Genomic DNA, 23615 nt, shown 5'->3' on the forward strand with positions numbered 1-23615 from the left:
GAAGAGGCCAGGGCGATGATGGGGTCCATGCCTTGCTGCCGGCAACGTCCTTCAAACGCGCACGCTCAGGCGGCGAGCTCAGGCGGCGAGCTCAGGCGGCGAGCTCAGGCGGCGAGCTCAGGCGGCGCCACTCACCGGACTTTTCTCACGCGCGGCTGTTACATGCTGCCTGGCCGCCTCGTTGCCATGGGCTAACGCGCGTACGGCAAGGGAAAACGCCAACTGGGTGTCGTGGGCGACAGCGCTGCGGTCGTCGTCGAAGAGTTTGGCTGCGTGGCGCAAATGCTGCGCCGCTTGGCCATGGAGTTCGGCCGCTGTTGCGTGATGCTGCGCTGCGGTCGTGTTGTCGCCTGAACCCGATGGCGGTGGCAATACGGTCGACGCACCGGCGTTGTGTTTGACGACGCTGTTGGCTTCGTCTATGGCGTGAAGCGCGTGGCCGTGCGCCATGACCGCCTGGTGGGCGGCGTGGTCGTGGTCTTTGCCTGCTTCGAAATGATGTGACGCCTCGCGGTGAAATCGCGCGGCCTGCTCGTGATGCGATGCTGCGGCTTCGAGATGTCCCTTTTTACTTTGTTTTGTGTTCATGGCTGCTCCTCCTGTACAACGTGTCCGACTTCGACGTTTGACCCGTCGCGTAAGGCATGCAACCAGCATGCAACCGCCATGCAACCGCTACGCGCCGGGCCGAAACCTATCCAATGAATTTACGCCTCTTCGGTCCCCGGAGGTTTTTTTTCGGCAGGCCGGCCGTCATCGGACAGTTGTCAGGAAAGCGCATCCAGCAAGCCATACCACGCCACTCCCGCGCTGATATACACACGCTGCAGCGCATGAAAAGGGATCGGCTTGATCGACGTGGGCGGCAGCGGCAGCCCCTGTGCCGCGCCGCTCATGAATGCGGCGAGGTGCTTGCCCAGGGTTGTCGCCATGGCGATGCCGCGCCCGTTGTAGCCCAGCGCGATCGTCAAGCCCTCGGCAGGCGTGTGCACATGCGGCAGGAAGTCCCGCGTAATGGCGATGCGTCCCGCCCATCGGTATTCATATTCGATACCTTCGAGTTGCGGATACATCAACCGCGCTGCGCGTTCAAGATGCGCCCAATCGGCGACGGCACGCGGATCGCGGAAGGGACCACGGCCGCCTATCAGCAAGCGGCCGGCGGCGTCCTTGCGGAAGTACAGCAACAGCCGCCGCGAGTCCGACGCAACTTCGCGTCCGGGCAGCACGGTCGCTAAAATATCGCCGGGCAAAGGCCGGGTGGCGACGATAAAACTGTTCGCCGCTATCACCGATTGCTCGAGGCCGGGCCAAAGCGAATCGGTATAACCGTTGGTCGCGAGCAGCACCTGTTTTGCATCGACCACCGTACCGCCCGCGCATTGCACGCGCCAGCCGTCGGAACTCCGTTCGAGCGCGGCGGCACGGGTTGCACCGTGAATCGCGACACCCGCGGCCTGCGCCGCGCGCGCCAGTCCACGCGCATAACTCAGGGGCTGCACGCTGCCCGCGCGTTTGTCGATCCAGCCGCCCACGAATGTTTCGGTGCCGAGCCGCTTCGCAACCTGCGAGCGGTCGAGTAGTTCTACCGGCGCACCACGCGCTTCCCACTGCCTTGCACGGGCGTGCAGCGTGCCGAGCAGCTTGTTCGAATGCGTGGGCTGGATCCAGCCATTGCGGGTGGCGTCGCATTGGATGTGATGACGATCGATCAGGTCGAAGACCGTGTCCGCGGCACTCCCGGCAATCTGCGCGAGGGCTTCGCCATCGCGCGGACCATAGCGCCGGATGAGCTCATCCGGATCGTATTTCAGGCCGGGAATCACCTGGCCGCCGTTGCGGCCGGACGCGCCCCAGCCCGGTTCGTTGGCATCGATCACGCAGACTTTCAGACCTTGCCCGGCAAGATGCAAGGCGGTCGACAGGCCGGTATAACCCGCCCCTACGATCAGCACATTGGTCTTGATGGACGTGTCGAGCGGCGGGGTATCGACGGCCGGTTCCGCCGTCGCGGCCCAGAGAGAAGGCGGCAACGGTTGTGCAACTTCAACGAGGCTCATGTTGGATATTCAGGTTGAAGGCGCGTCGGTGGAAGTGAGCACCCGGCGCAGGAAATCGCGCGTGCGGGGATGTTGCGGACGTTCGAGCAGATCGGCTGCGGCGCCTTCTTCGCAGATCGTGCCGTCATAAAGAAAACACACCCTGTCCGCCACTTCGCGCGCAAAACTCATTTCGTGCGTGACGACAATCATCGTCATGCCGTCATAGGCGAGCTGGCGCATCACGTTCAGGACTTCACCAACCAGCTCGGGGTCGAGCGCGGACGTTGGCTCGTCGAACAAGATCGCCTTGGGCTCCATGGCCAGCGCCCGGGCAATCGCCACGCGCTGCTGCTGGCCGCCCGACAATTCCGACGGATAAGCATCCATGCGATGCCCGAGCCCGACCTTGTCGAGCAGATGACGCGCTTTTTCCCGCGCTTGCGCACGGGCTTCTTTCTTGACGAACACCGGACCCTCGCAGACATTCTCCAGCGCGGTGCGGTGCGGAAAAAGGTTGAAGCGCTGGAACACCATGCCCACCTGCATGCGCAGCTCGTGAATGTGATTCGAGCGGGCGTCGACTATACGGCCATCCACGGTGATGGTGCCGGCGTCATGCTTTTCCAGTCCGTTGACGCAACGCAGGAGCGTTGATTTACCCGAGCCGGACGGGCCGATCAGGCAAACCACCTGACCCGCTTCAACGGTAAGGCTGACGCCCTTCAGCACTTCCTGGTCGTGAAAGCGTTTATGAATCGAGTCGACCTTGATCATCGTTTCCCCTTGAGACCGAGGCGGCGTTCCAGACGACGCAAGCCATAGACCAGCGGCAGGCTGAGCCCGAGATAAAGCAGCGCAACCAGCGTGAATACGGTCATGTTCTGGAAGGTCGACGACGCGATCAACTGCCCGGCACGGGTCATTTCAGCGACCGTGATGGTGGACGCGAGCGACGAGTCCTTCAGCATCATCACGAGCGTGTTGCCATAGGGCGGCAGCGCGATCTTGAACGCCTGCGGCAGCACTACGCGCCGCATGATCAGCGCACCGCGCATGCCGATGGATTGCGCCGCTTCTATCTGCCCGTGATCGATCGCCTGGATGCCCGCGCGAAAATTCTCGGCCTGATACACGGAGTAAGCGATGCCCAGCCCGATAAAACCCGCTTGAAACGCGGACAGGCGCACGCCGAGATCGGGCAGCACGAAGTAGATATAAAACAGCTGGACAATGATCGGCAAGCCGCGGATCACGTTGATGAACGTCGCGGCGGCGCGCGAAGCGAACTTGTTCGACGACACGCGCATCAGCGCCAGCAGGAGACCGAGCAGCGTGCTCAGGACGAACGAGCAGAAGGTGATCTCGATCGTGACGACCGCGCCTTTCAGCAGGATCGGCAGGAACTCGATGGCGTTCTGGAAGAACATGGCTTCTATCCTCTTTATGCTGAGGATGCCGCTATTCCACCTGCCACTTCTTGATGATCTGCATCAGCGTGCCGTCGGCCTTGATCTTCTTGATACCCGCGTTCAACTGGTCGAGCGTGGCCGTGTCACCCTTGCGCACCACGAAGCACAACTGGCCTTTCACTTCCGGCTGATACTCGGCGACCAGCCGCAACTGCGGATTCGGGTTGTGCTGAAGCTGGTAAGCGATGATCGGATGATCGCCAAAGCCTCCCTTGATGCGCCCGAGCGCGACGTCACGCATGATGTCGGCGACTGAATCATAGGTGCGCACTTCCTTGAAAACGCCTTTCTTGTTCAGCGCATCGACAAACGCCGTCCCTACCTGAGCACCCACCACTTCTCCCTTGAGCGAGTCCATTGTCGGGTATTTGCCGGTGTCGTCGGCGCGCACAATGAGGCCTTCGCCATACGAATAAACCGTGTCCGAGAAGTCGACCACCTGCTGGCGTGCGGGCGTCTTAAGCATGGCGGCTGAAATGATGTCGATCTTCTTCGTGGTCAGCGACGGAATCAGTGAGGAGAACGTGGTTTGTTCGATGCTGACGTCAAAACCCGACGCCTTTCCGGTCGCCGTGATGGCGTCGACCAGCAAGCCCTGGATCGAGTTGGTCTTGACGTCGAGAAAGGTGAACGGGATGCCCGTAGCCGTTGCTCCGACCGCATAAGTGGGGGTGGCGGCCACCGACAGGGCCGGTGCGCCCGTGAGCAGCAATCCCGTTGCAAGGACACAGGCGAAGCGTTTGACTAACTGGAACATGAGGCTCTCCACTTATTGGGAAGGGTCGACAAGGAAAATCGATCAGTGACGGTTGGCGTATCTTATTCGAGACAATAAAATCGTCAATCGAAATATTCGTATCGATATTCGATATGATAATGCTGCATTGTCATCCCGGACCTCGATCCAAACAATTGGGTAAATCCATGAATCTAAACAAGCCGGACCCTCAGGTGGACGTGCCTGCCATAGCCGGCGACACGCCGGATGCGCTGTTCAACCAGTCGCTGGAGAAGGGCATCGCGGTGCTGCGGGCGTTCAGTGCGCAGCGGCGGACCATGACGCTGCCGGAGGTGGCCGAGGCCACGTCGATCACCAAGAGTTCGGCGCAGCGCATGATCTACACGCTGGAAAAGCTGGGGTATGTGAAGAAGCATCCGCGCACGAAGCGGTATCAGCTTGCGGTGAAGGCCATGCAGATCGGCTTCAACTACCTGGCGGCGGATACGTTGATTGATGTCGCCAATCCGTTCCTGTCGGAGCTGACCAATGTGACGGGAGAGACGACCAACCTGACCGAACCGGATGGCGTGGAGATGGTCTACGTGGGGCGATTCGTGTGTACGAAGTTCCTGCCCATACACATGCCGATCGGCAGCCGCATTCCCATGTATTGCACGGCGTCGGGGAGGGCGTATCTGGCGGCGTTGCCGGAGGAGGAGTCACGCGTGCTGCTGGAGGCAAGCGAGCGTGTGGTGCATACGCAGTACACCGTAACAGATCTTGGAGAGATTCACGCGCGGCTGGCGCAAGGGCGGCTCAGCGGCTATGCCTCGAATCGGGAGGAGTTGTTCATTGGCGATATGACGATTGCAGCGGCCGTACTTGACGGCGAGCGTCGTCCGGTGGGGGCGGTGCATGTTGTCGCGCCCACGAGCCGCTGGACGCTCGCCGAAGCGGAGCAGCGCCTGGCCCCGGCGGTGATTGATTGCGCGCGCGGAATCAGCAACTCGATTCGTACGCTGGGGTAAGGGTTATCGTTCGCACTCCTGGAGTCAGATCTCTCCCGGGTGCGAACGAAAACGTCAAGCGTTCTTCAATACCCCGGTGGCGGAGGCGGCGGCATCCCGGGCGGCGGCGGAGGCGGCGGCTGCGTCGAATAAACGCCTTGCGGGGGTGGCGCACTCATCATCCGCCCGCGCATTGGCACCCGATTACCGCTTGCATACATGCACTGCAGATACGCCTGGTCATAGCGGCGCTGTACGTCGTAAGCCGACCCTTGCGCGTTGGATGCACCAAACAAACTGCCGGCCAGCAAGCCGGCGCCCGCACCCACCGCGGCGCCCGAACCGCCATTGAACGCCGCACCCGCAGCCGCGCCCAACGCCGTGCCGACCACCGCACTGCCTACCGCGCTATTGGTCGTGGACTGATTGGCCTGGTCACCACCAACCTGTCCATACGCAAACTGACGACACGAACCATCGTCCGCGCGGAACTGGTCGAAGGTCTTGCCGGTACCAGGAAGGGCCATTACGCTCGGTCCCGTAGGCACCACGGCGCACCCGCCGAGAATGCCGAGCGAAACCCCCATCGAAACGAGTAATGCAAGTCTTGGATACTTCATGACGCTTTGATCTTCCGTTCAAGGATTACTGAGAGTTGCCTGGTTGGGGCGCCACGGGACGCCAGCCGGACGGGCAGTCCTTCACATACGGGTAATATCCTTTCGATGCATCGCAGTAGTACCAGGAACCACCCTGCTGCCCGGAGCCATCGGCCGACGGGCCCGGACCCTGTGCCTGTCCCTGCTCGACATAGTTGACCGGTGGCGGCGCCGGCACAGCCACGACCGGCGGGTAGGGGTAGGGGTAATAATACGGAACCGGTGCAACGGGATAGTAATAAGGGACTCCCACCCCCACTCCCACAAAAACACGTGCGGCATTCGCCGGCCCGCAGATAAAGGCTGCGGCGACTGCCACCGCCGCCAGCGGCAAGCAAGAATTCAGGCGTTTCACGACATTTCTCCCAACCTGGTTTGACATCACGCTCCCCGACTTTTTTTACCGCAAGCAGATAGTGGACCGACCTGCTATCCGCCGCATTAAAGGAGCACAACTGAACGCTAATTCAGTTGACCACGAAGTGCCATTACAGACGTTACGCGTCATTTTTCCGATCGTTACAAAACTGCGGTTAACGCCCTTATTCGAAAGATTATTGACAGCATCAAGTAATATTTTCTTATGGAAATAAATCGAAAAACAGCCGGTAATCCGGGGCAGTTTCTATCAGGAGTAAAGGTGTCCGCTCCGGCAGTCCTGCGGCACGGCTCTTACAATTGAAAACGATTACTTCGTCCGGAAATTCCCGGCGCGAAACGTTTTTTTACATGAGACGCCGAATCGTCTTCAGGCACAAGAGCGGACAACCGTGGATGTGTGCTCGCGCAACGGTCGGCGCGAATGGCGGGCAAGGATTGAAGGGAGCGTAGTGACGCCGCAATCGACGCCGCAACTGACACAGCAACTGACACAGCAACTGGCGTTGCTGCGCGCGAAGCAGAAGCGCGAGGCTTCGTAGCGGCGGGGCCGGATAAAAGCTGCAGGCAAGCTGCAGGCGCAGTAGTGGTTCCGGCCGCACCATGATGCGGATCATGACGCCGGCCCGGCTGTCCGTGAGCTCGTGAAATGCGGACAGCCGGTGTCCAGCCGTGCGGTCGCGTTTATTGCCGCGTTCCCGCTTTGATCGCTTCGGCGAACCGCTTGATGTAGACCGGCGAAGCGTCGCTGATCGCCCAATAGACCATGCCGTCCTGATGCCACTCGACCAGCGAGTAACCGTCGTCGGACTGCGTGACCAGAGGCGTGGACGACGGCGCGCTTTTGCCGTGATCATCCGGGAAGACGTACAGGTCGATCGGATGTTTCAGGTAGCGGTAGATCATGACGGCAACAGGACGATGATCCACATAATCGAGCCGGCCGCCGACCAGCGGAAAACCTTCCGCCTGAGGATCGACCACGGGGGGCGCATAGTCGATGCGCCCGTTGAACCAGGGCTTGACCGTATGCTGGTCGCTCGACAGCACATCCATCGTGCGCGCCGACATCAACGCCCGCACGTGGCTTGAAACGATCTCCTGCTGCAGGTCGCCGCCACGGGGCGCTTGCTGGGTCCAGAGCAGCGTCATGAAGACCATCGAGCACAGGGCAATCCCCGCTACGCCGCCGCCGATGAACGGGACGCCCGCCATGCGCCACGACCAGTTCCAGGGCGACGGCTTTTGCTTCGCTTCCTTCACTGTTTCCGCTTTCAGCCGGGCTTGCACCTGCGCACGCAGGGATGCCGGAGCGCGCTCGTAAAGCGAGCCGTCACGCAGTTTGTCAGCGAGCGATGAGTTGGGTTTAGTTTCCACGCTTGGACTCCCCCGGACCGGCGGGTGGTGTTTTGACCAGGCGGATCGCCTGCTGTTCAGACCCGCTCTGGGCCGCCCGCACGGCCGTGCACAACAGGCGGCGCGCGCGCGACAGCCGCGACATCACCGTCCCCATGGGGATGCCCGCCACCGCTGCCACGTCCTTGTAGCTCATGTCTTCCAGCTCTCGCAACACGATCACCTCACGATATTCGACCGGTAACGTGGCCAGCGCCCGATGCACGAGCTGGGTCTCGTCCTGGCGCACGGCCAGTTTCTCCGGATCGTCGCCGCTTTCATCGGCCCAGCCGGGAAGCTGATCGTCGACATTGAGCGAGTCGTCGTAGGGCGTGGCATCCGCGCGGTTATGTTGCCTGCGCCATTCGGTGAACCAGGTGTTGCGCACGATCGCCAGCAGCCAGGCACGCGGATTGTCGCCCTCGTAACCGTCGAAGAAACGAAAGGCTCTCAGGAAGGCTTCCTGCACGACGTCGTCGGCGTCCGTGGGACTGCCGCTCAACCAGCGGGCAAGGTTATACGCCGCGTCCAGATGCGGCAGCATCACCTCGTCGAAGCGATTCGGCGAGTGCTTCGCCATCGGTACTCTCCCTGCCGTGGAACGTGCTGGATGTGTGTCATGCGCCAACGCGCATGACGGGTTGCCGGTCGGTCCGCCATACCGCACTACAAAACGCCGGCTCTCAATCGTACTTACCGTCCGGCTTCTCGCTTTATTCCCGCTTTGTTCCAGATTATGCGAGTTTGGCGAAAAAATTTATCGGGAATAAATCGGTGGACTGCTGAGTTCGGTGGGCATGGGCCGGTGCAGGCATGCTGTGGACCCTCAACGGCGGCGTGCCGGGATCGAAGCTGATAAGCGGCACCGCACAGGCTGCCGAAGTCGACCGCCACGCGTTCAGCTTCGTGCAGATCAGCGACAGTCACATTGGCTTCAGCAAGGACCCGAACCTCGACCCCGCGAGCACCCTGACGGAAGCCGTGGACAAGATTCCCACGCTGCGCAAGATGCTGGGAGTGCGTTCGGTCAACTATGTTCCGGGCAAGGCCGAACTGGCCGTTGTCGATACCCGGCTCAGCGTATGAGCGCCCTTTTGAACCAGCGGAGAACAATGATGACACTGTCTGATTTCCGGCGTGAATGGGTGGCCACGACCGCTGCTAAACAGCCGCATTGTGCTTGGCAACGGCGCTGGCGGCTGCGCCCGCATTTGCCGCCGATGCAAATCCGGCCGCGACTACCGTAGTGATCGACAACTTTTTGTTTAGTCCTGCTCAGTTGTCGGTTGCAGCGGGGTCGACCTTGCCCTGGGAGAACCATGACGACATGCCTCATACGATCGTCAACGATGCAACACCGCGCGAATTCAAATCGGCGCCGCTCGATTCCGGGGAGCATTTTTCACAGACGTTCCTGAAACCCGGCACGTACAAATATTTCTGTTCGATCCATCCGCATATGACGGGGACGATTGTTGTGAAATGAGGATCAAATGGGCTACAACGGGTCTCGCACCGGGTTGCATGAAAATGCACGGCCGCCTGGGCTTCATGGCTCGACGGTCCGAGCCCTTCGGTTTTCTGGCCGTTGAAGTCCAGTTGTAATGCAGGGTGTCGTTTGATGCGGAACAGTTCGGCTGGATCCATGTAACCGGACTTTCCGCAAATCACTTCCAGTGCCGGTTTTCGCAGCATTGCTCCGCAAAATATTTTTCATTAAAGTCCGCAGCGCGCGGGATTTTCCACTAAAGTCCGCCGCGTGCGGGCCGTTAACCCGTTGGACGGTGATTGCGGCGAATGCACATTTTCCTGGCGCTGTAACCCGTCCGAAGCTGCAGGTTTCAGGCGCGCGCCGTCAACGGTCCAGGAACTGGCGGAACGAGCTTGGTGTAGAAGTTCATTTATCTTTTGTCTGATGAAACAGAATTCAATACCAGAATAAGCCGTTGGATCGGCGACAGGGGATCTGCAAATGGGCGCAAAAGGACCGTTGGCCGTTGTCAATGCATCCGAGTGGATCCGGCGCACGGCGCTGACACTCAGTTCGCGAAGCGCGAGCACACGCCGGGTCGATGCCGCGTACACCGCTTGGTGCACGGCGCGCTTCGACCCGCTCAAGGCCGCCACCCTGCGCGACGCGCTCGACGACTACCTGGCTGAGAAAGGCGGTAGCTGGTCCCGGGTACCGCGCAACACCGAAAGCGGCGGCCTCATGGAATACGTGTTCCGGGAGGCAACAAACGTTGCGCCGCCCCGGCCGTCGGCAGCAGCCGCACGCAGCCAGATCCAGACGTTTGATATCCCGCACTCGCGCTACGGTGTGCTCTACCTGCTGGGCAATCTCGACATCGACATGAACTGCTTCACCGTCGCCATGGAGGGCGTGGCTGCCGTGGGCGGCGCGGTCGGATCCGGCTTAGCTACGAACATGCAGCATCTGAACAGCGCCACACAGTCCGTTCGGCATGTCGATCTGGCAGGACACCAGGTGTCTGCGCGGGCGCTCGCCATGGGCGCCTCGACGGCCGCCAAAGCGGTGCCCAAAGTGGCCAAGACAGTCGACGGGACTTTCGGCCTCAGCCAGCCCAACGGCCGCGACCGGCTATGGTCGCCGACAGGCACCGTCAGGCCCCGCATGGATAATGCGACAAGCACGCAGGTAAAGTCGAAGGTGACCTGGACCTACCCGACGACCCAGGCCGGCTTTGAAATGATCAAGGATGATCCGGCTTTATTCCTCAACCCTTGGGTGCTGCCGGCCACCCTGGTCGGCACGGCGTTCGTCACGATCACCGAAACCCTCAACAACTTGCGCCGCGAGATAGACAGCGCCGTCACGTGGGCCTTCGAGAAAATCAAGAATGCCTTGCTCGGCACGTCGGCCGGCACATTCAACCTGGCCGGCAGCGTCGTCCGGTCGCTGATCAAGATCGTCGTCACACAGTGCCTCGCCAGCGCGGCGCCTTTTATTGGTGCGGCCATGGACATTGGCGCGGGCATTGTCAAGACCTTGCGTGCGGCGGCGGAAAAGGTCGGTGCCTGGCTTCAACGGCGCCGGATCGAGCTGAACCCCGGGCACCCCGAACTGATTGCCGCGGCGCTGGAGGGCGAAATGGAATCCGGCATTTTCCAGGGTCTGTGGACCACGCTGAAAGGGGTGATTTCCATGGCGCTGAACTCCTTCCTGCCGGGCGCCGGCAGCCTCGTATCGGCGATTGTCACGGGAGTCGAGTGGCTGGTGAAGTTCACCTTCCGCCTGTGGGAGCAAAGCAAGATCAAGGCGTTTCTCGAGAAGGCGCGCGAGTTCTACAAGCATGAGCGCGATCTGGCCACCCGCGACCCGGGCCCGCGCGGCCTGGAGTTCCAGCCGAATATGGATCCCACGAGAGGGGGCATCATCCATGACCTGGACAAGTTCAAGGCATTTTTCCAGGAAGGTTGCGACGCCAGCCCGCTGATCCCGATGCTCACCCTCAACACCGGAATTTGCGGCAGCCTGATGACCCTGGTCAACTTGTTCAGGGACGAAGAAAAAACGGGTCGCGAGGTGGTTGATCGAGCGACCTACAATAGCGGCGTGGCCTATTTTGCCCGGCTCAAGAGTTTCGGTGCGCGGTATTTGCAGACCTCCGGCTTCAAGTTCCAGGCACGCGAAACGGGAACGCGCAACAACATCCAGGGCTTGCTCGATCACGCCGTGCACCACCATGGCCACGATACGATGGCCAGCAAGGCCAGCGCCTTCCTCGCCGCAACCTAGGCAGCGCGCAATGTGCGCACAGCTCGAGACCTGCGCACGGAACGCTGTTCTGTCAATGGCGGGCGGCGGCTCCCTCGCTAGAGCCAGGTAGCGCTCGTCGTTGGTCAACAGACGCTCGCCAGTCCGCTATGAGGGGCCGTTGCCGGCCAGTGCTTCTCCGTGCTCGACCGGCGGGGTCGAATCTGCTGTTTTGACAGTAACCCGACAATAGCCAAACATTAACCCGACAGCAACTTGACGATAGCGTGGACGTCATATCTCGTCCTGTCGCTCAGGCAGGCTGATTACAAAGAGCGTACGCAAAATTGATTCAGAGCGTACGCAAGATTGATTTTCGAATCGTCATACAAGAGTGCTATTTTATAAAACGATTAATTGCACGATGCCGTTGGTATTTATAAGAGGAATAATAAAAAAGTCATTTTATAGGTATTAACCCGGAATTCGAATAAAAACTCTAAAGAACCCAAAGTACCTGCCGATATCGATGTACGTATGAGGACGTTTAACGGTGTTTACGCGCGCCTGTCCTCGTTTTCTGCGATTCCTGCGTGTTCTACCCCGAATTACCTGATCTGAATTACCTGATTTGCCGGTCGCCTTCGAATCGGGGCGAGCGGGCGATTTTCTCAATGCATTCGAGTTTTCCAGGGAGATACGTATGTCCAATAGTTTGCAGAAGTGGGTCGGGCGCAATCGTCCGCCGCGCGTCCAGATCACCTATGACGTGGAAATCGGCGACGCGATTGAAAAGCGCGAATTGCCGATGGTCGTCGGCCTTCTCGCCGATTTGTCGGGCCAACCGGCAAAGGACAAGCCTCTGCCGAAGCTGAAAGATCGCCGGCTGGTCGAAATCGATCGCGACAACTTCGACGAGATCATGAGCAAGATCGCACCGCGTCTTGATCTGTCGGTTCCCGACACGATGAAAGGCGAAGGCAATATCAAGGTCGAACTGAACTTCGCCAAGTTCGGTGATTTCCATCCGGAAGCCATCGTGCAGCAGGTTCCGCGCTTGGCGAAGCTCCTGGAAGCACGTCAGCAACTGCGTGATCTGCTTGCCAAACTCGACGGTAACGACGAACTCGACGTGTTGCTGGAAGGCATCGTCCAAAACTCGGAGGAACTGAAGAAAGTTCAAAGCCAGGCTCACGCCGGCGACAAGCCGGCTGCCTCGGCCGCCGAGGCTGTAGCCGAGCCCGCCGCCGACGAAGGCGTACCCGCCGCCTGATGGGCGCCACGGCATTGCATGCCCGCAACTGTGGGCGTAACGAACTTTCATAGGTGATCCAGATGGCAAGCAAGAATGCAGCCGGCACGGCGGCAAGCGATACCCAGACAATCGAAGCAACGGCGCCGGTCGCCGAACTGAGTCTGCTTGAACGCATCGTGCATGAAGGCAACATGGCGGTCCATGAATCGCAAAGCGTCTACGCGAAGAAGCTGATCGGGCAACTCGCGTCGCAGATTCTCGACGAAGGCATGCGCACGAGTCCGGACAAGACCGTTGTCGCGATGATCAACGAACGCGTCGCCGAAATCGATTCGCTCCTGAGCAATCAGCTCAACGCGATCATGCACGACTCGTCATTTCAGGCGCTCGAAGCGTCATGGAGCGGTCTGCACGACATGGTGTACGGCACGGAGACGAGCACGAAGCTGAAGCTGCGCCTGCTCAACGTCACGAAGAAAGAACTGCTGAAAGATCTCGAGACGGCCGTCGATCACGACATGAGCGTGCTGTTCAAGAAGATCTATGAAGAGGAATACGGCACGTTCGGCGGCTATCCGTATTCGCTGCTGATCGGCGATTACAGCTTCGGCCGTCATCCGCAAGACCTCGCATTGCTCGAACGCATTTCGAAGGTGGCCGCCGCCGCCCACGCGCCGTTCATCACCGCCGCCGCACCGAGCCTGTTCGACATGAAGTCGTACACGGAACTGGGCGTCACGCGCGATCTGTCGAAGACGTTCGAAAGCGCCGAACTCGCCGCATGGCGCAGCTTCCGCGATTCGGAGGATTCCCGCTACGTGTCGCTCGTGCTGCCGTCGTACGCCGCGCGTCTGCCGTATGGCGCGAAGACCAAGCCAGTGGAGAGCTTCAGCTTCGAGGAAGACGTCGACGGCACCGACCACGGCAAGTACCTGTGGGCCAACTCGGCCTATCAACTGGGCCTGCGCATCACCGACGCCTTTGCAAAATACAACTGGTCGACGGCTATTCGCGGCGTTGAAGGCGGCGGCAAGGTGGACGGCATGGTCGCTCACGCGTTCAAGACCGGGGAAGGCGATGTCGTGCTGAAGTGCCCGACCGAAGTGACGATCACCGACCGCCGCGAGAAGGAACTGAACGACCTCGGCTTTATCGCGATCGTCAATTCGAAAGGCTCCAACTTTGCGACGTTCTTCGGCAGCCAGACCGCCAGCCGTCCGAAGACCTACAACAAGGACTCGGCGAACGCGAATGCGCAACTGTCGTCGCGTCTGCCGTACGTGCTCGCTGCTTCGCGCTTCGCGCACTACCTGAAGGTCATCATCCGCGACAAGATCGGCAGCTTCCAGACGCGCGCTGATGTCGAAAGCTATCTGAACAACTGGATTGCCGACTACGTGCTGATCAATCCGTCGGCGTCCCAGGCGTCGAAGGCGCGCTATCCGCTCGGCGAAGCGCGTGTCGACGTGACGGAAGTGCCGGGCAAGCCGGGTGCGTATCGCGCAACCTGTTTCCTGAAGCCGCATTTCCAGATGGAAGAACTGACCGCGTCGATCCGTCTCGTCGCGGAACTGCCGGCAGCGGCAGCCTGATGCATTGCGTGCGGCCCGGCCGCACGCGAACTTTGCTCATCTACCCCAATTAAATCAGGACAGTCATGGATACGATTCTGCTTCTAATCAAGGACATCAAGGGTAACGCGATGATCGACAGCTACACCGATCAGATCGTGATCCACTCGTTCTCGCACTCCGTTTCGCTGCCGATGGGAATGGACGCGACCAATACGGAGCGCACGCTCGGCCGCCCGAATTTCCAGGAATTCACGTTCTCCAAGAGCACCGACCAGTCGACGCCCGGTCTCTTTGCGGCTTGCGCCCAGGGTACCAAGCTCGGCGACGCGACGCTGTCGATCGGCCGTAACGAAAACGGCAAGTTCATGCTGCATATGAAGTACGTGCTGACCAATGCGATGGTGTCGTCGGTCGGCACGAGCGGCGGCGGTGAAATGGGCGACACGTTCTCGCTGAACTTCACGCAGATGACGTCGGAGTACACGCAGCAGAACCTCGACTCGACCAAGAAGGGCAACGCGTCGTTCGGTTGGGATCTGTCGAAGAACGTCGCGGTCGCGCCGGCTGCCTGATAGCCGAGGGTGGGTCGCGACCAGGCGAAGGACGTTTCACAATCTGCGTTTCAGGAGTATCGCGTCATGTCGGCAACTTCAAGGGGAACAGCCATGCCCCTGTTCGACCGTCTCGCCGCTGGCGGCGAGACCCGGCTCCCGGGCAAGGATGTGCTCCGGGAGTCGGTGGCGCGTGATCTGGGCAGGTTGCTGAACACCCGTTCGCGGCTCACCTTCGAGGCGTTCGGCGCAACCGAGGGCAGTGTCATCGACTACGGCGTGCCGGACTTCTCGGAGCGTTCGTTGCGCTCGGGCGGCGATCGCGACGCCATTGCCGAGGCAATCCGGCACGCGATCGCGTTGTTCGAACCGCGTCTCACGAATGTCACCGTCGGTTTTGCCTTCCCCGCTGATCGCGAGCCCGGCGTGATACTGCTGATCGGCGGCCAGATGCGTGAAGGAACAGGCGTTGACCATGTGGCCTTCGAGCTGGCATCCGCGGGTCATCACACAGCGGACCCGCGTTGGGTGGAACATGGCTGACCTGGCGCGTGACGACATCCTCCAGTATTACAAACGCGAGCTGTCCTATCTGCGCACGCAGGGCGCTGATTTCGCGCGGCGCTATCCGAAGGTTGCGGCCCGGCTTGCGTTGCATGGCACCGAATCGCTGGATCCTCACACCGAGCGATTGATCGAAGCCACGGCATTTCTCGCGGCGCGTGTCCATCGCGATCTAGACCAGGAATTTCCACAGGTTGCGTCTGCGTTGCTGGACAACGTTTGCCCGTCGCTCGTTCAGCCGGTGCCGTCGATGACCGTGGCGCAGTTCGAACTTGACCCGAGCCAGGGCAAGGTGACGGCGGGCTTCAAGGTGCCGCGTCACACGGGCCTGCAGGCGCTCACCGAGAGCGGTGAAGCCTGCCGGTTCCGCTCGGCGTGGGAGACGGTGCTCTGGCCGCTCAGGATCAGCCGGGCCGCGTTCGGAGACGACTCGACGCTGCGCCTCATGCTCGAGTGCGAACCGGGCGCCGATTTCGCGGAGCTCGAACTGAAGCAATTGCGCATCCATCTGCACGGCGACTGGATGACGACGATGCCGCTCTATGAATTGCTGGCCTCGGGTGTGACAGACGTGTCGCTGCGGCCGGAGGGTGGCGCGGGTGTCGTTTTGCCCGCGTCGGCGTGGCGCGAAGTGGGTTACGCGGAAGGCGACAACGTGCTGCCGCAGCCACCGCATGCGCAGCCGGCCTATGGCCTGATGCAGGAATATTTCGCCTTTCCGCGGAAGTTTCATTTTTTCGATCTGCACCATCTGGCGGGCCGGCTTGGCAGCGGCCGCACGTGTGAAATCGTGCTGCATCTCGAGCGGGTGCCGCGCGGGCTCGGCATGCTGGGTGCACAACATTTCAAGCTTGGCTGCACGCCGATCGTGAACCTGTTCTCGCAGACCAGCGAGCCGATCGCAATCGATCATCGCCAGTATGAATATCGACTGGTCGCGGATCAGCGGCGCGACGCAATGACGGAGATTCACTCGATCGTCTCCGTGGTCGCGTCGGACCCGTCGATGGAACGCTCGACGACAGTGCCGGGGTTCTCCGCGACCGACCACGCCGACGCGAACGGCGGGACCATCTTCTGGTCCGCTCGCCGCGAGCACAGTTTGCGCGAGAACGTGCAGGGTACCGACATGTTCCTGAGTTTTGTCGACGCGGGCAATGCCATCAGCCGGCCGGCCGAGCCGGTCGTCTACGCGAATGTGATGTGCACCAACCGGCACCTTGCCGAACAATTGCCGGTCGGCGCGCGCATGCTGGTCGAAAAGGTATCGCAGAACGTGCGGGTGCGTTGCCTTTATGAACCGACCATGCAGCGCAGCCCGCCGCTCGGCAGCGAGACGCTATGGCGGTTGATCTCGATGTTGACGCTTAACTATCACTCGCTCGTGAGCGGCGCGACGGGGCACAAGCAGTTGCAGGAAATGCTGCGTCTGTTCGCGTCGGAGAGCATCCGCGAGCAGGACCAGATTCACGGCATCAAGAGCATTCAGGCGCGCAACGTGACAGCGCACGTTGGCGCCGACGCGTGGCGCGGATACTGCCGCGGCACCGAAGTCAGCATCGAGTTCGACGCCCATGCGTTCGTCGGTGGCTCGCCGTTGCTGATGGGCGCGGTGCTCGCGCGGTTTTTCGCCATGTACACATCGGTCAATTCTTTTGTGCGGTTGGTAGTGCGCCGTGGAGACGAGATATGGAAGCAATGGGAGCCGATGACCGGTTGCCAGCAGCTGCTCTGATCGCCCGGCTCATTGCGAATCCACAAGGATTCGACCTGTTCCAGGCCATCAGTCTGCTCGAGCGCGCGGTGCCTCATGCGCGCCCGCTCGGGCGCGGTCATGGCGCGGGCGAAGCCGTGCGGCTGAGCGGCTTTGTGTCGCTTGCCTTCGAGCCGAGCGATGTCCGCAGCGTGCGGTGCGGCGAGCCGCCGAGGCGTCCATCCGCTCATGAACGCGTGCCGCATGACGCGTCTCGCGCTCCCGGAGCGCCAGGTCCGGCCTACACCCTGTCAACGCCGGTGCTGACGCTGGCCGGCGCGAACGGCCCGCTGCCGATGCCGTTTACCGAACTGGTGCTGGAAGGCCGCGCGCAGCGTGACTCCGCAACCGCCGACCTGCTCGATATCTTCAATCACCGCTTCCTGTCGTTTCTCTATCGCAGCCGCAAGAAGCACGCGCCAGGTCTGAACTGGCACTCGCCGCATGCGTCGGCGCTCGCTGCATGTCTTGACGCATTGAGCAACCTGGGGCTGCGCGATGCTGGGCGAGGCCCGCATCGCGAACGGCTGTGGCTGCGTCATGCCGGGCTGCTCAGCGCGGCGCCGCGTTCAATGACTGGCTTGCTCTCCCTGCTGTCCGATCGCCTTGGGATGCCGGTGCGTGGTGTGCAGTTTGTCGGCGGCTGGCGCGAGATCGACAAGACGGATTCGCTGCGGCTCGCGCGGGTGGGTTCGCGCGCCCCCCGGCTCGGCGGACAGAGCATCCTCGGGCGCCGGGCGTGGGACCAGGCGGCGGGCATTCGCATCGAGTTCGCCGATCTTTCGCGTGAGCGCTTTGCTGCGTTGCTGCCCGGCGGTCCGGATCACGCGCTCGCGCAATGGCTGATCCAGTGTTATGTGCAACAGGATTTCGATGTGGAGTTCGTGCTGAAACTGGCGCCGCAACGGGTGACCTGCGCGCTGGGCGGCCCGAATGCTGCCCGGCTGGGCTGGACCTCATGGGTGGGCGGCGCGCAGCGCCGCGCCGCGGATGACGGCGAACCGGCCCGCAAGACCCATGCAACCCGCACAAGCGGCACGAATGCCGCGGCGCCATCTCCGGTTCGACTTGCGCTGCGCGCGGCCGGCAATCCCGAGCGCCACCATGAAGGATGCAGCGCATGAACATTGATATCCGTACGCTGCTGAGCCGGCTCAACCCGGAGTGCAAGCACGCGATGGAACAGGCCGCGCAATTGTGCGTGCGGCAGACTCACTACAACGTAGATGTCGAGCATCTGCTGTTGACGTTGCTGGAATCGGATGCGCCTGATCTGCACGCGATTCTCGGGCATTTCCAGATCAAGCCGGATACGCTGATTGCGCAACTGCAGAAATCAGTCGACCAGTTCAAGCGCGGCAATGGCCGCACGCCGGCACTGTCGCCGAATTTCTCGTCACTCTTCCAGGAAGCGTGGTTGTTGAGTTCGATGCTGCTCGCGGAGCAACAGATCCGGTCGGGCACGCTGATGCTGGCGCTGCTCGAGGTCGACAGCTTGCGCGGCCTGCTGCTCGAATCGGCGCCGGCGTTGCTGAATATTCCGCGTGCGAGTTTGCGCGAGGTGTTGCCGGCAGTGCTGGCCGGCTCGGCGGAAGACGCCGGCGGGGCCGCCGCGCGCGCCGCTGCCGTCAGTGGCAGCCCCGCTGGCAAGCCCGCCGAGGCGGCCGCTTTCGCCGGTGAACCGGCCGCATCGCCATTGCAACCCGCGATGCCGTCAATGTCCCGCGGGCCGGGAGGCGGCACGCAGCGCACCGCGCTTGCCCAGTACACCGTCGACCTGACCGCTTTGGCCCGTGAAGGCGCGATCGATCCGATCCGCGGCCGCGATGCGGAGATCCGCCAACTGATCGACGTGCTGCTGCGACGGCGCCAGAACAATCCGATCCTGACGGGTGAGGCGGGTGTCGGAAAGACGGCAGTCGTCGAAGGATTCGCGCAACGCATCGTGCAGGGCGATGTTCCGCCCGCGCTGGTGAACGTGTCGGTCCTCTCGCTCGATCTCGCGTTGTTGCAGGCAGGCGCCGGCGTGAAGGGCGAATTCGAGAATCGCCTGAAGTCGGTGATCGCCGAGGTGAAGGCGTCGCCGGTGCCCGTGATTCTGTTCATCGATGAAGCCCATCAGTTGATTGGCGCGGGCGGCAGCGAAGGACAGGGCGACGCGGCCAACCTGCTCAAGCCGGCGCTGGCGCGCGGCGAACTGCGCACCATCGCCGCGACGACCTGGGCGGAATACAAGAAATACGTCGAACGTGACCCGGCGCTCGCGCGGCGCTTCCAGGTGGTGAAGGTCGAAGAGCCGACCGAAGCGGTGGCAATCGATATGCTGCGCGGCATGGTGCAAAAGCTCGCGGAACATCATGGCGTCGAAATTCTCGACGACGCGGTGCGCGATGCGGTCAAGCTGTCGCATCGCTACATTTCCGGGCGCCAGTTGCCCGACAAGGCGATCAGCGTGCTCGACACCGCATGCGCGCGGGTCGCTATCGGCCAGAACGGCGTGCCGGAGGAAATCGAAGCACTGGGCCGCTCGATCGAGACCAACGAGAACCAGTTGCGCATCCTGCGTCACGAAGCCGCCACCGGCAGCGATCACGCCGGCGCGATCGCCGCCGTCACGAAGCAACTCGAGGAGTACCGCGCACAGCACGCCCGGCTGAGCGACAAGCTCGTCACGGAAAAGCACGCGGTCGGCGAAATCATCGCGTGGCGCAAGAAGATCGGCCTTCATCTGGCGGACGACCGCAATGCGGCGGAAGGCGACGATGCCGAAGACGGCGCGTCGTTGACGGCGAATCTTGCGCGCCTCGAGAAAGGGCTCGAGGCCGTGCAGAGCGATGAGCCGATGGTGCCGGTCTGCGTCGATTCCGGCATGGTAGCCAAGGTGATTTCAGGCTGGACCGGGATTCCTGTTGGCCGGATGCTCGCCGACGAACTGCACACGGTGCTGTATCTGCAGGACAAGCTCGCCGAGCGTGTAGTCGGCCAGAACCAGGCGCTCGATGCGATCGCGCGCCGGGTGCGCACGTTCCGCGCCGATCTCGACGATCCGGGCAAGCCGGTCGGCGTATTCCTGCTGGTGGGCCCAAGCGGTGTCGGCAAGACCGAAACGGCATTCGCACTCGCGGATACGCTGTACGGCGGCGAGCGCAACATGATCACCGTGAACATGTCCGAGTTCCAGGAAGCCCACAGTGTGTCCGGCCTGAAGGGCGCGCCGCCCGGTTACGTCGGCTATGGGCGCGGCGGTGTGCTGACCGAAGCGGTTCGGCGCCGCCCGTACAGCGTCGTGCTGCTCGACGAAATGGAAAAGGCCCATCCTGACGTGCTCGAACTGTTTTTCCAGGTGTTCGACAAGGGCGTGATGGAAGACGGCGAAGGCGTGCCGATCGACTTCAAGAACACGATCATCCTGCTGACCTCGAACGCGGCCCAGGACATCATCACCGACGCGTGCCAGGGCGGCCGGCGCCCGGAGCCCGAGGCGCTGATAGAACGCCTGCGTCCGGCGCTGCTCAAGCAGTTCAGTCCGGCGTTTCTCGGCCGTCTCGTGCTCGTGCCGTACTACCCGCTCGGCGACGCGCAGATCACGTCGATCGTCAACCTGAAGCTCACGCGGCTCGCAGAGCGTTTCGAGCGCAATCATCACGCGCGCCTGACGTGGGACGAACCGTTGGCCGCGCTGATTACCGAGCGCTGCAAGGAAGTGGATAGCGGCGCGCGCAATGTCGATCACATCCTGACGCAATCAATATTGCCCGAGCTGGCGCGTCAGGTGCTGGAACGCATTTCGATCGCGGAGCCGTTCGGCGGCGTGCACCTTGCGCTGAACGGCGCGGGCGTCGTCGAATTCCGCTTCCTGTCTGTCGAGGAGGCGTAGAAGCATGTCGACTGTGCCCAGCCAGGCCGACTGCTTCGTGTCGGTCGCGACGCCGTTCGGTGCGGATGTGCTGCTGCTCGACGGGTTCGGCGGTCGCGAGGCGATCTCCGAGCCGTTTCATTTCGACTTGCGGATGCACTCGACGAACAAGGCGCTGGATGCGCAGACCGTCATCGGCAAGAGCGTCACGGTGACGGTCAAGGATCAGGTTGGCACGGCGCGTTACTTCAACGGCATCGTCAAGCGCTTCGCGCACACGGGCGCGAATTCGCAATACGGCTTCTACTCGGCCGAACTGGCGCCGCGCCTGTGGTTGCTGACGCTCGGCCAGGACCGGATGATCTATCAGAACCAGAGCGCGCTCGATATCGTCAAGGCCGTGCTCGGCACCTTCCAGGTGCCGCTCGAGTTGCGCATCAGCGGCACCGGCTATGCGGTGCGCGAGTACTGTGTGCAGTACGACGAAAGTGCGTTTGATTTCATCTCGCGGCTGATGGAAGAGGAAGGCATCTTCTACTTCTTCACTTTTGCCGACGGCGCTCACACCATGGTGCTCGCCGACAGTGCCTCGGCGCACAAGGTCGGCCAGCCCACGCTCTATTTTTCACCCGACAGCAGTGTGGCGCCGCGCGCCGAGCGGGTCGCCGAATTCACGCTGACGCAGAACATCGTATCCGGCGAACACGTGCTGGCCGATTACGACTATCTCGCCGCCGCCAGTTCGACGGCTTCGTCAAGCGCAAGCGCGTCGGTACCCACCGGACGGCGCTATACGTTCCCCGGCAAGTACGCGACCAGCGCGGAAGGCACGCGTAAATCCGCAGTCCGGCTCGCCGCCCAAACGGTCCAGCAACAGACCGGGCATGGTGACAGCCATTGCTATGCGCTGACGGCCGGCACGTCGTTCGCGTTGAGCGGACATGTCAACAGCGCGCTCAACGTGTCGTATGTGGTGCGCGCCGTGACGCATACGGCGTCCAACGATACCTACAGCAACGCGTTCGAGGCGTTTCCGGAATCGGTGCCGTTCCGCGCGCCGCTGGTGACGCCGCGTCCTGTTGTTTCCGGTACGCACACGGCGAAAGTGGTCGGTTCGTCCGGCGAAGAAATCTGGACCGATGCGAACGGCCGCGTGAAGCTGAAATTCTATTGGGACGGCAGTGCGGGCGCTGATGAGAACAGCTCGTGCTGGGTGCGCGTCGCGCAGTCATCGGCGGGACAGGGATGGGGTCATCTGTTCCTGCCGCGCATCGGCCAGGAAGTGGTCGTGAGCTACGTCGACGGCGACCCCGACCGGCCGCTTGTGATCGGCAGCGTCTACAACGGCCAGAACGCGACGCCCGTCGCGCTGCCTTCGTTACAGACACAAAGCGTGATGCTCTCGCGCTCGTCGAAGGGCGGCACTGCTGGTAACGAAATCCGCATGGAAGACAAACTCAATTCGGAAGAGCTGTATTTCCATGCGCAAAAAGACATGAACGTCGCGATCGAAAACGCGCTGACCACCACGGTGATCGCCGGCGCGGAATCGCATGTCATCCAGAAGGGCGACCGGTCGATCGACGTGCAGACCGGCAAGGAGACGCACACCGTCAAGGGCACCCGCACGCTCGACGTGACCGGCGACGAGACGCACACCAATCATGCAGCTTTCACACAGAACGTCAGCGGCAATTACACGTTGAAGGTCACCGGCAACCTGGTGATCGACGTGACGGGGTCGGTCAGCATCAAGGCGGGCACGTCACTCGCCAGCGAGGGCGGCACGACGCACGCGAGCAAGGCGGGCACGGCCTTGAGCAGCGAAGGCATGACGATTTCACACAAGGCATCGGCGACGCAAACCGTCGACGGTGGCGGCATGCTCGCGCTGAAGGGCGGGCTGGTCAAACTGAATTGAGGCCAAGCGATAGAAACTTTCCTGTCACCGCCAGCCGTAACGCCCACCTCTTTGCCCGCCTCTTCGCCGGCGGATGGAGTCGTGCGGATCATCGAAGAGCACGACGAAGCAGGGCGCCTCGTCGGCCGCGCGTCGTTCGCGGCCGGTGTGCCGCATGGCGAGAGCACGCGTTATGCGCCTGGCGGCGCCACGCTGCTGCAGGCGAACTATGCGCACGGCGTACTGAACGGACCGCTGCGCTCATTCGACGATCAAGGCATGCCGCTGCAGCACGCGCACTACGTGAACGGCAAGCTGCATGGTGTGACGACGCTCTATCAGGAGGGTTGCCTCGCCGCGCGTCAGCACTACGTAGAGGGCGTGCTGCACGGTGAGAGCGTGTCCTATGCGCCGTCGGGACTCGTCACGTCACGGATGACTTACCAGGCGGGCAAACTCGATCGCGAGGCGCTGTTCATGACCGACGGCGTCGTCGTCCGGCGCATGAACTACCGTAGCGGACTGCTCGAAGGCGAAACGCGCGAATACGCGCGCGACGGCGCGCTCGTTCAGTCGTCGCCTTACCGGGCGAATCTGCTGCATGGAACCGTGCGCCGGTTCGCACCCGACGGCAGCGTGCTTGAAGAGCGCGTCTACCAGCAGGGCAAACCGCAAGGTGAATGGCGCAGCGTCGACGCAGCGCCGGCGCCCGGTAGCTCGCCGGCCGCGCCGCGGCTCGTGAAGCACTTTGAAAAATGGGTCAGGGGCTAGAC

General features: G+C 61.9%; 22 protein-coding genes. 13 read left to right on the plus strand and 9 right to left on the minus strand.

Features of this window, described 5'->3' with window-relative positions:
* Positions 1–117: 117 nt before the first annotated feature.
* From AWB69_RS08535 to AWB69_RS08555, 5 genes are all read right to left on the minus strand, one after another.
* A complete protein-coding gene (locus AWB69_RS08535) occupies positions 118–588 on the minus strand; it encodes a hypothetical protein (protein WP_062084299.1) in 471 nt (156 codons plus the stop codon).
* Between the two features lie 179 nt (positions 589–767).
* On the minus strand, positions 768–2060 hold the full coding sequence (locus tag AWB69_RS08540; protein ID WP_062084301.1) for an NAD(P)/FAD-dependent oxidoreductase: 1293 nt from the start codon (positions 2058–2060) through the stop codon (positions 768–770).
* Between the two features lie 9 nt (positions 2061–2069).
* Positions 2070–2816, minus strand: a complete 747-nt coding sequence (locus tag AWB69_RS08545; protein WP_062084303.1) for an amino acid ABC transporter ATP-binding protein — start codon at positions 2814–2816, stop codon at positions 2070–2072.
* Positions 2813–3469, minus strand: a complete 657-nt coding sequence (locus AWB69_RS08550) for an amino acid ABC transporter permease (RefSeq protein WP_062084305.1) — start codon at positions 3467–3469, stop codon at positions 2813–2815. Before AWB69_RS08550 ends, AWB69_RS08545 begins: the two co-directional genes overlap by 4 nt.
* A gap of 31 nt (positions 3470–3500) precedes the next feature.
* Positions 3501–4268: an ABC transporter substrate-binding protein gene (locus tag AWB69_RS08555; protein ID WP_062084307.1), complete on the minus strand. Its 768-nt coding sequence runs from the start codon at positions 4266–4268 to the stop codon at positions 3501–3503.
* Between the two features lie 167 nt (positions 4269–4435).
* Here AWB69_RS08555 and AWB69_RS08560 point away from each other — a divergent pair, with 167 nt between their 5' ends.
* Complete coding sequence (locus AWB69_RS08560) at positions 4436–5260, plus strand: IclR family transcriptional regulator (protein WP_062084310.1); 825 nt, start codon at positions 4436–4438, stop codon at positions 5258–5260.
* 65 nt (positions 5261–5325) lie between these two features.
* On the opposite strand, the gene AWB69_RS08565 is transcribed toward AWB69_RS08560, so the two are convergent.
* From AWB69_RS08565 to AWB69_RS08575, 4 genes are all read right to left on the minus strand, one after another.
* Positions 5326–5859: a YMGG-like glycine zipper-containing protein gene (locus tag AWB69_RS08565; protein ID WP_062084311.1), complete on the minus strand. Its 534-nt coding sequence runs from the start codon at positions 5857–5859 to the stop codon at positions 5326–5328.
* A 25-nt stretch (positions 5860–5884) separates the two neighbouring features.
* Positions 5885–6280 (minus strand): hypothetical protein, encoded by a 396-nt coding sequence (locus AWB69_RS45605; protein ID WP_407923023.1) that lies wholly within the window; start codon positions 6278–6280, stop codon positions 5885–5887.
* 680 nt (positions 6281–6960) lie between these two features.
* Positions 6961–7653 (minus strand): anti-sigma factor family protein, encoded by a 693-nt coding sequence (locus AWB69_RS08570; protein ID WP_062084314.1) that lies wholly within the window; start codon positions 7651–7653, stop codon positions 6961–6963.
* Positions 7643–8299, minus strand: coding sequence for an RNA polymerase sigma factor (locus AWB69_RS08575; protein ID WP_407923025.1), 657 nt, complete (start codon positions 8297–8299; stop codon positions 7643–7645). Before AWB69_RS08575 ends, AWB69_RS08570 begins: the two co-directional genes overlap by 11 nt.
* A gap of 185 nt (positions 8300–8484) precedes the next feature.
* Here AWB69_RS08575 and AWB69_RS08580 point away from each other — a divergent pair, with 185 nt between their 5' ends.
* The 12 genes from AWB69_RS08580 to AWB69_RS08635 all read left to right on the plus strand — a co-directional run bounded on the left by AWB69_RS08580 (position 8485) and on the right by AWB69_RS08635 (position 23613).
* Entirely contained in the window at positions 8485–8757 is a 273-nt protein-coding gene (locus AWB69_RS08580) for a hypothetical protein (protein WP_062084317.1), read from the plus strand.
* A 94-nt stretch (positions 8758–8851) separates the two neighbouring features.
* Positions 8852–9157 (plus strand): plastocyanin/azurin family copper-binding protein, encoded by a 306-nt coding sequence (locus tag AWB69_RS08585; RefSeq protein ID WP_231937032.1) that lies wholly within the window; start codon positions 8852–8854, stop codon positions 9155–9157.
* 486 nt (positions 9158–9643) lie between these two features.
* Positions 9644–11431, plus strand: a complete 1788-nt coding sequence (locus AWB69_RS08590) for a hypothetical protein (RefSeq protein ID WP_062084321.1) — start codon at positions 9644–9646, stop codon at positions 11429–11431.
* Between the two features lie 661 nt (positions 11432–12092).
* Positions 12093–12662, plus strand: a complete 570-nt coding sequence (gene tssB, locus AWB69_RS08595; protein WP_062084323.1) for a type VI secretion system contractile sheath small subunit — start codon at positions 12093–12095, stop codon at positions 12660–12662.
* A gap of 62 nt (positions 12663–12724) precedes the next feature.
* Complete coding sequence (tssC, locus tag AWB69_RS08600) at positions 12725–14236, plus strand: type VI secretion system contractile sheath large subunit (RefSeq protein WP_062084325.1); 1512 nt, start codon at positions 12725–12727, stop codon at positions 14234–14236.
* 65 nt (positions 14237–14301) lie between these two features.
* Positions 14302–14790: an Hcp family type VI secretion system effector gene (locus AWB69_RS08605; protein WP_062084327.1), complete on the plus strand. Its 489-nt coding sequence runs from the start codon at positions 14302–14304 to the stop codon at positions 14788–14790.
* Between the two features lie 66 nt (positions 14791–14856).
* A complete protein-coding gene (tssE, locus tag AWB69_RS08610; protein WP_062084329.1) occupies positions 14857–15312 on the plus strand; it encodes a type VI secretion system baseplate subunit TssE in 456 nt (151 codons plus the stop codon).
* Positions 15305–17068 carry a type VI secretion system baseplate subunit TssF gene (gene tssF, locus AWB69_RS08615; protein ID WP_062084331.1) on the plus strand — a complete coding sequence of 588 codons (1764 nt, stop codon included), beginning with the start codon at positions 15305–15307 and terminating at the stop codon, positions 17066–17068. Before tssE ends, tssF begins: the two co-directional genes overlap by 8 nt.
* On the plus strand, positions 17023–18210 hold the full coding sequence (tssG, locus tag AWB69_RS08620) for a type VI secretion system baseplate subunit TssG (protein ID WP_062084333.1): 1188 nt from the start codon (positions 17023–17025) through the stop codon (positions 18208–18210). The genes tssF and tssG overlap by 46 nt, the downstream gene beginning before the upstream one ends.
* Positions 18207–20963, plus strand: coding sequence for a type VI secretion system ATPase TssH (gene tssH, locus AWB69_RS08625; protein WP_062084335.1), 2757 nt, complete (start codon positions 18207–18209; stop codon positions 20961–20963). Before tssG ends, tssH begins: the two co-directional genes overlap by 4 nt.
* 4 nt (positions 20964–20967) lie before the next feature.
* Positions 20968–22863: a type VI secretion system tip protein TssI/VgrG gene (tssI, locus tag AWB69_RS08630; protein WP_062084337.1), complete on the plus strand. Its 1896-nt coding sequence runs from the start codon at positions 20968–20970 to the stop codon at positions 22861–22863.
* Positions 22864–22944: 81 nt separating this feature from the next.
* Positions 22945–23613: a toxin-antitoxin system YwqK family antitoxin gene (locus AWB69_RS08635; RefSeq protein WP_231937033.1), complete on the plus strand. Its 669-nt coding sequence runs from the start codon at positions 22945–22947 to the stop codon at positions 23611–23613.
* Positions 23614–23615 lie beyond the last annotated feature (2 nt).

This window comes from Caballeronia udeis (assembly GCF_001544555.2).
In the GTDB taxonomy this organism is placed as follows: Bacteria; Pseudomonadota; Gammaproteobacteria; order Burkholderiales; family Burkholderiaceae; genus Caballeronia; species Caballeronia udeis.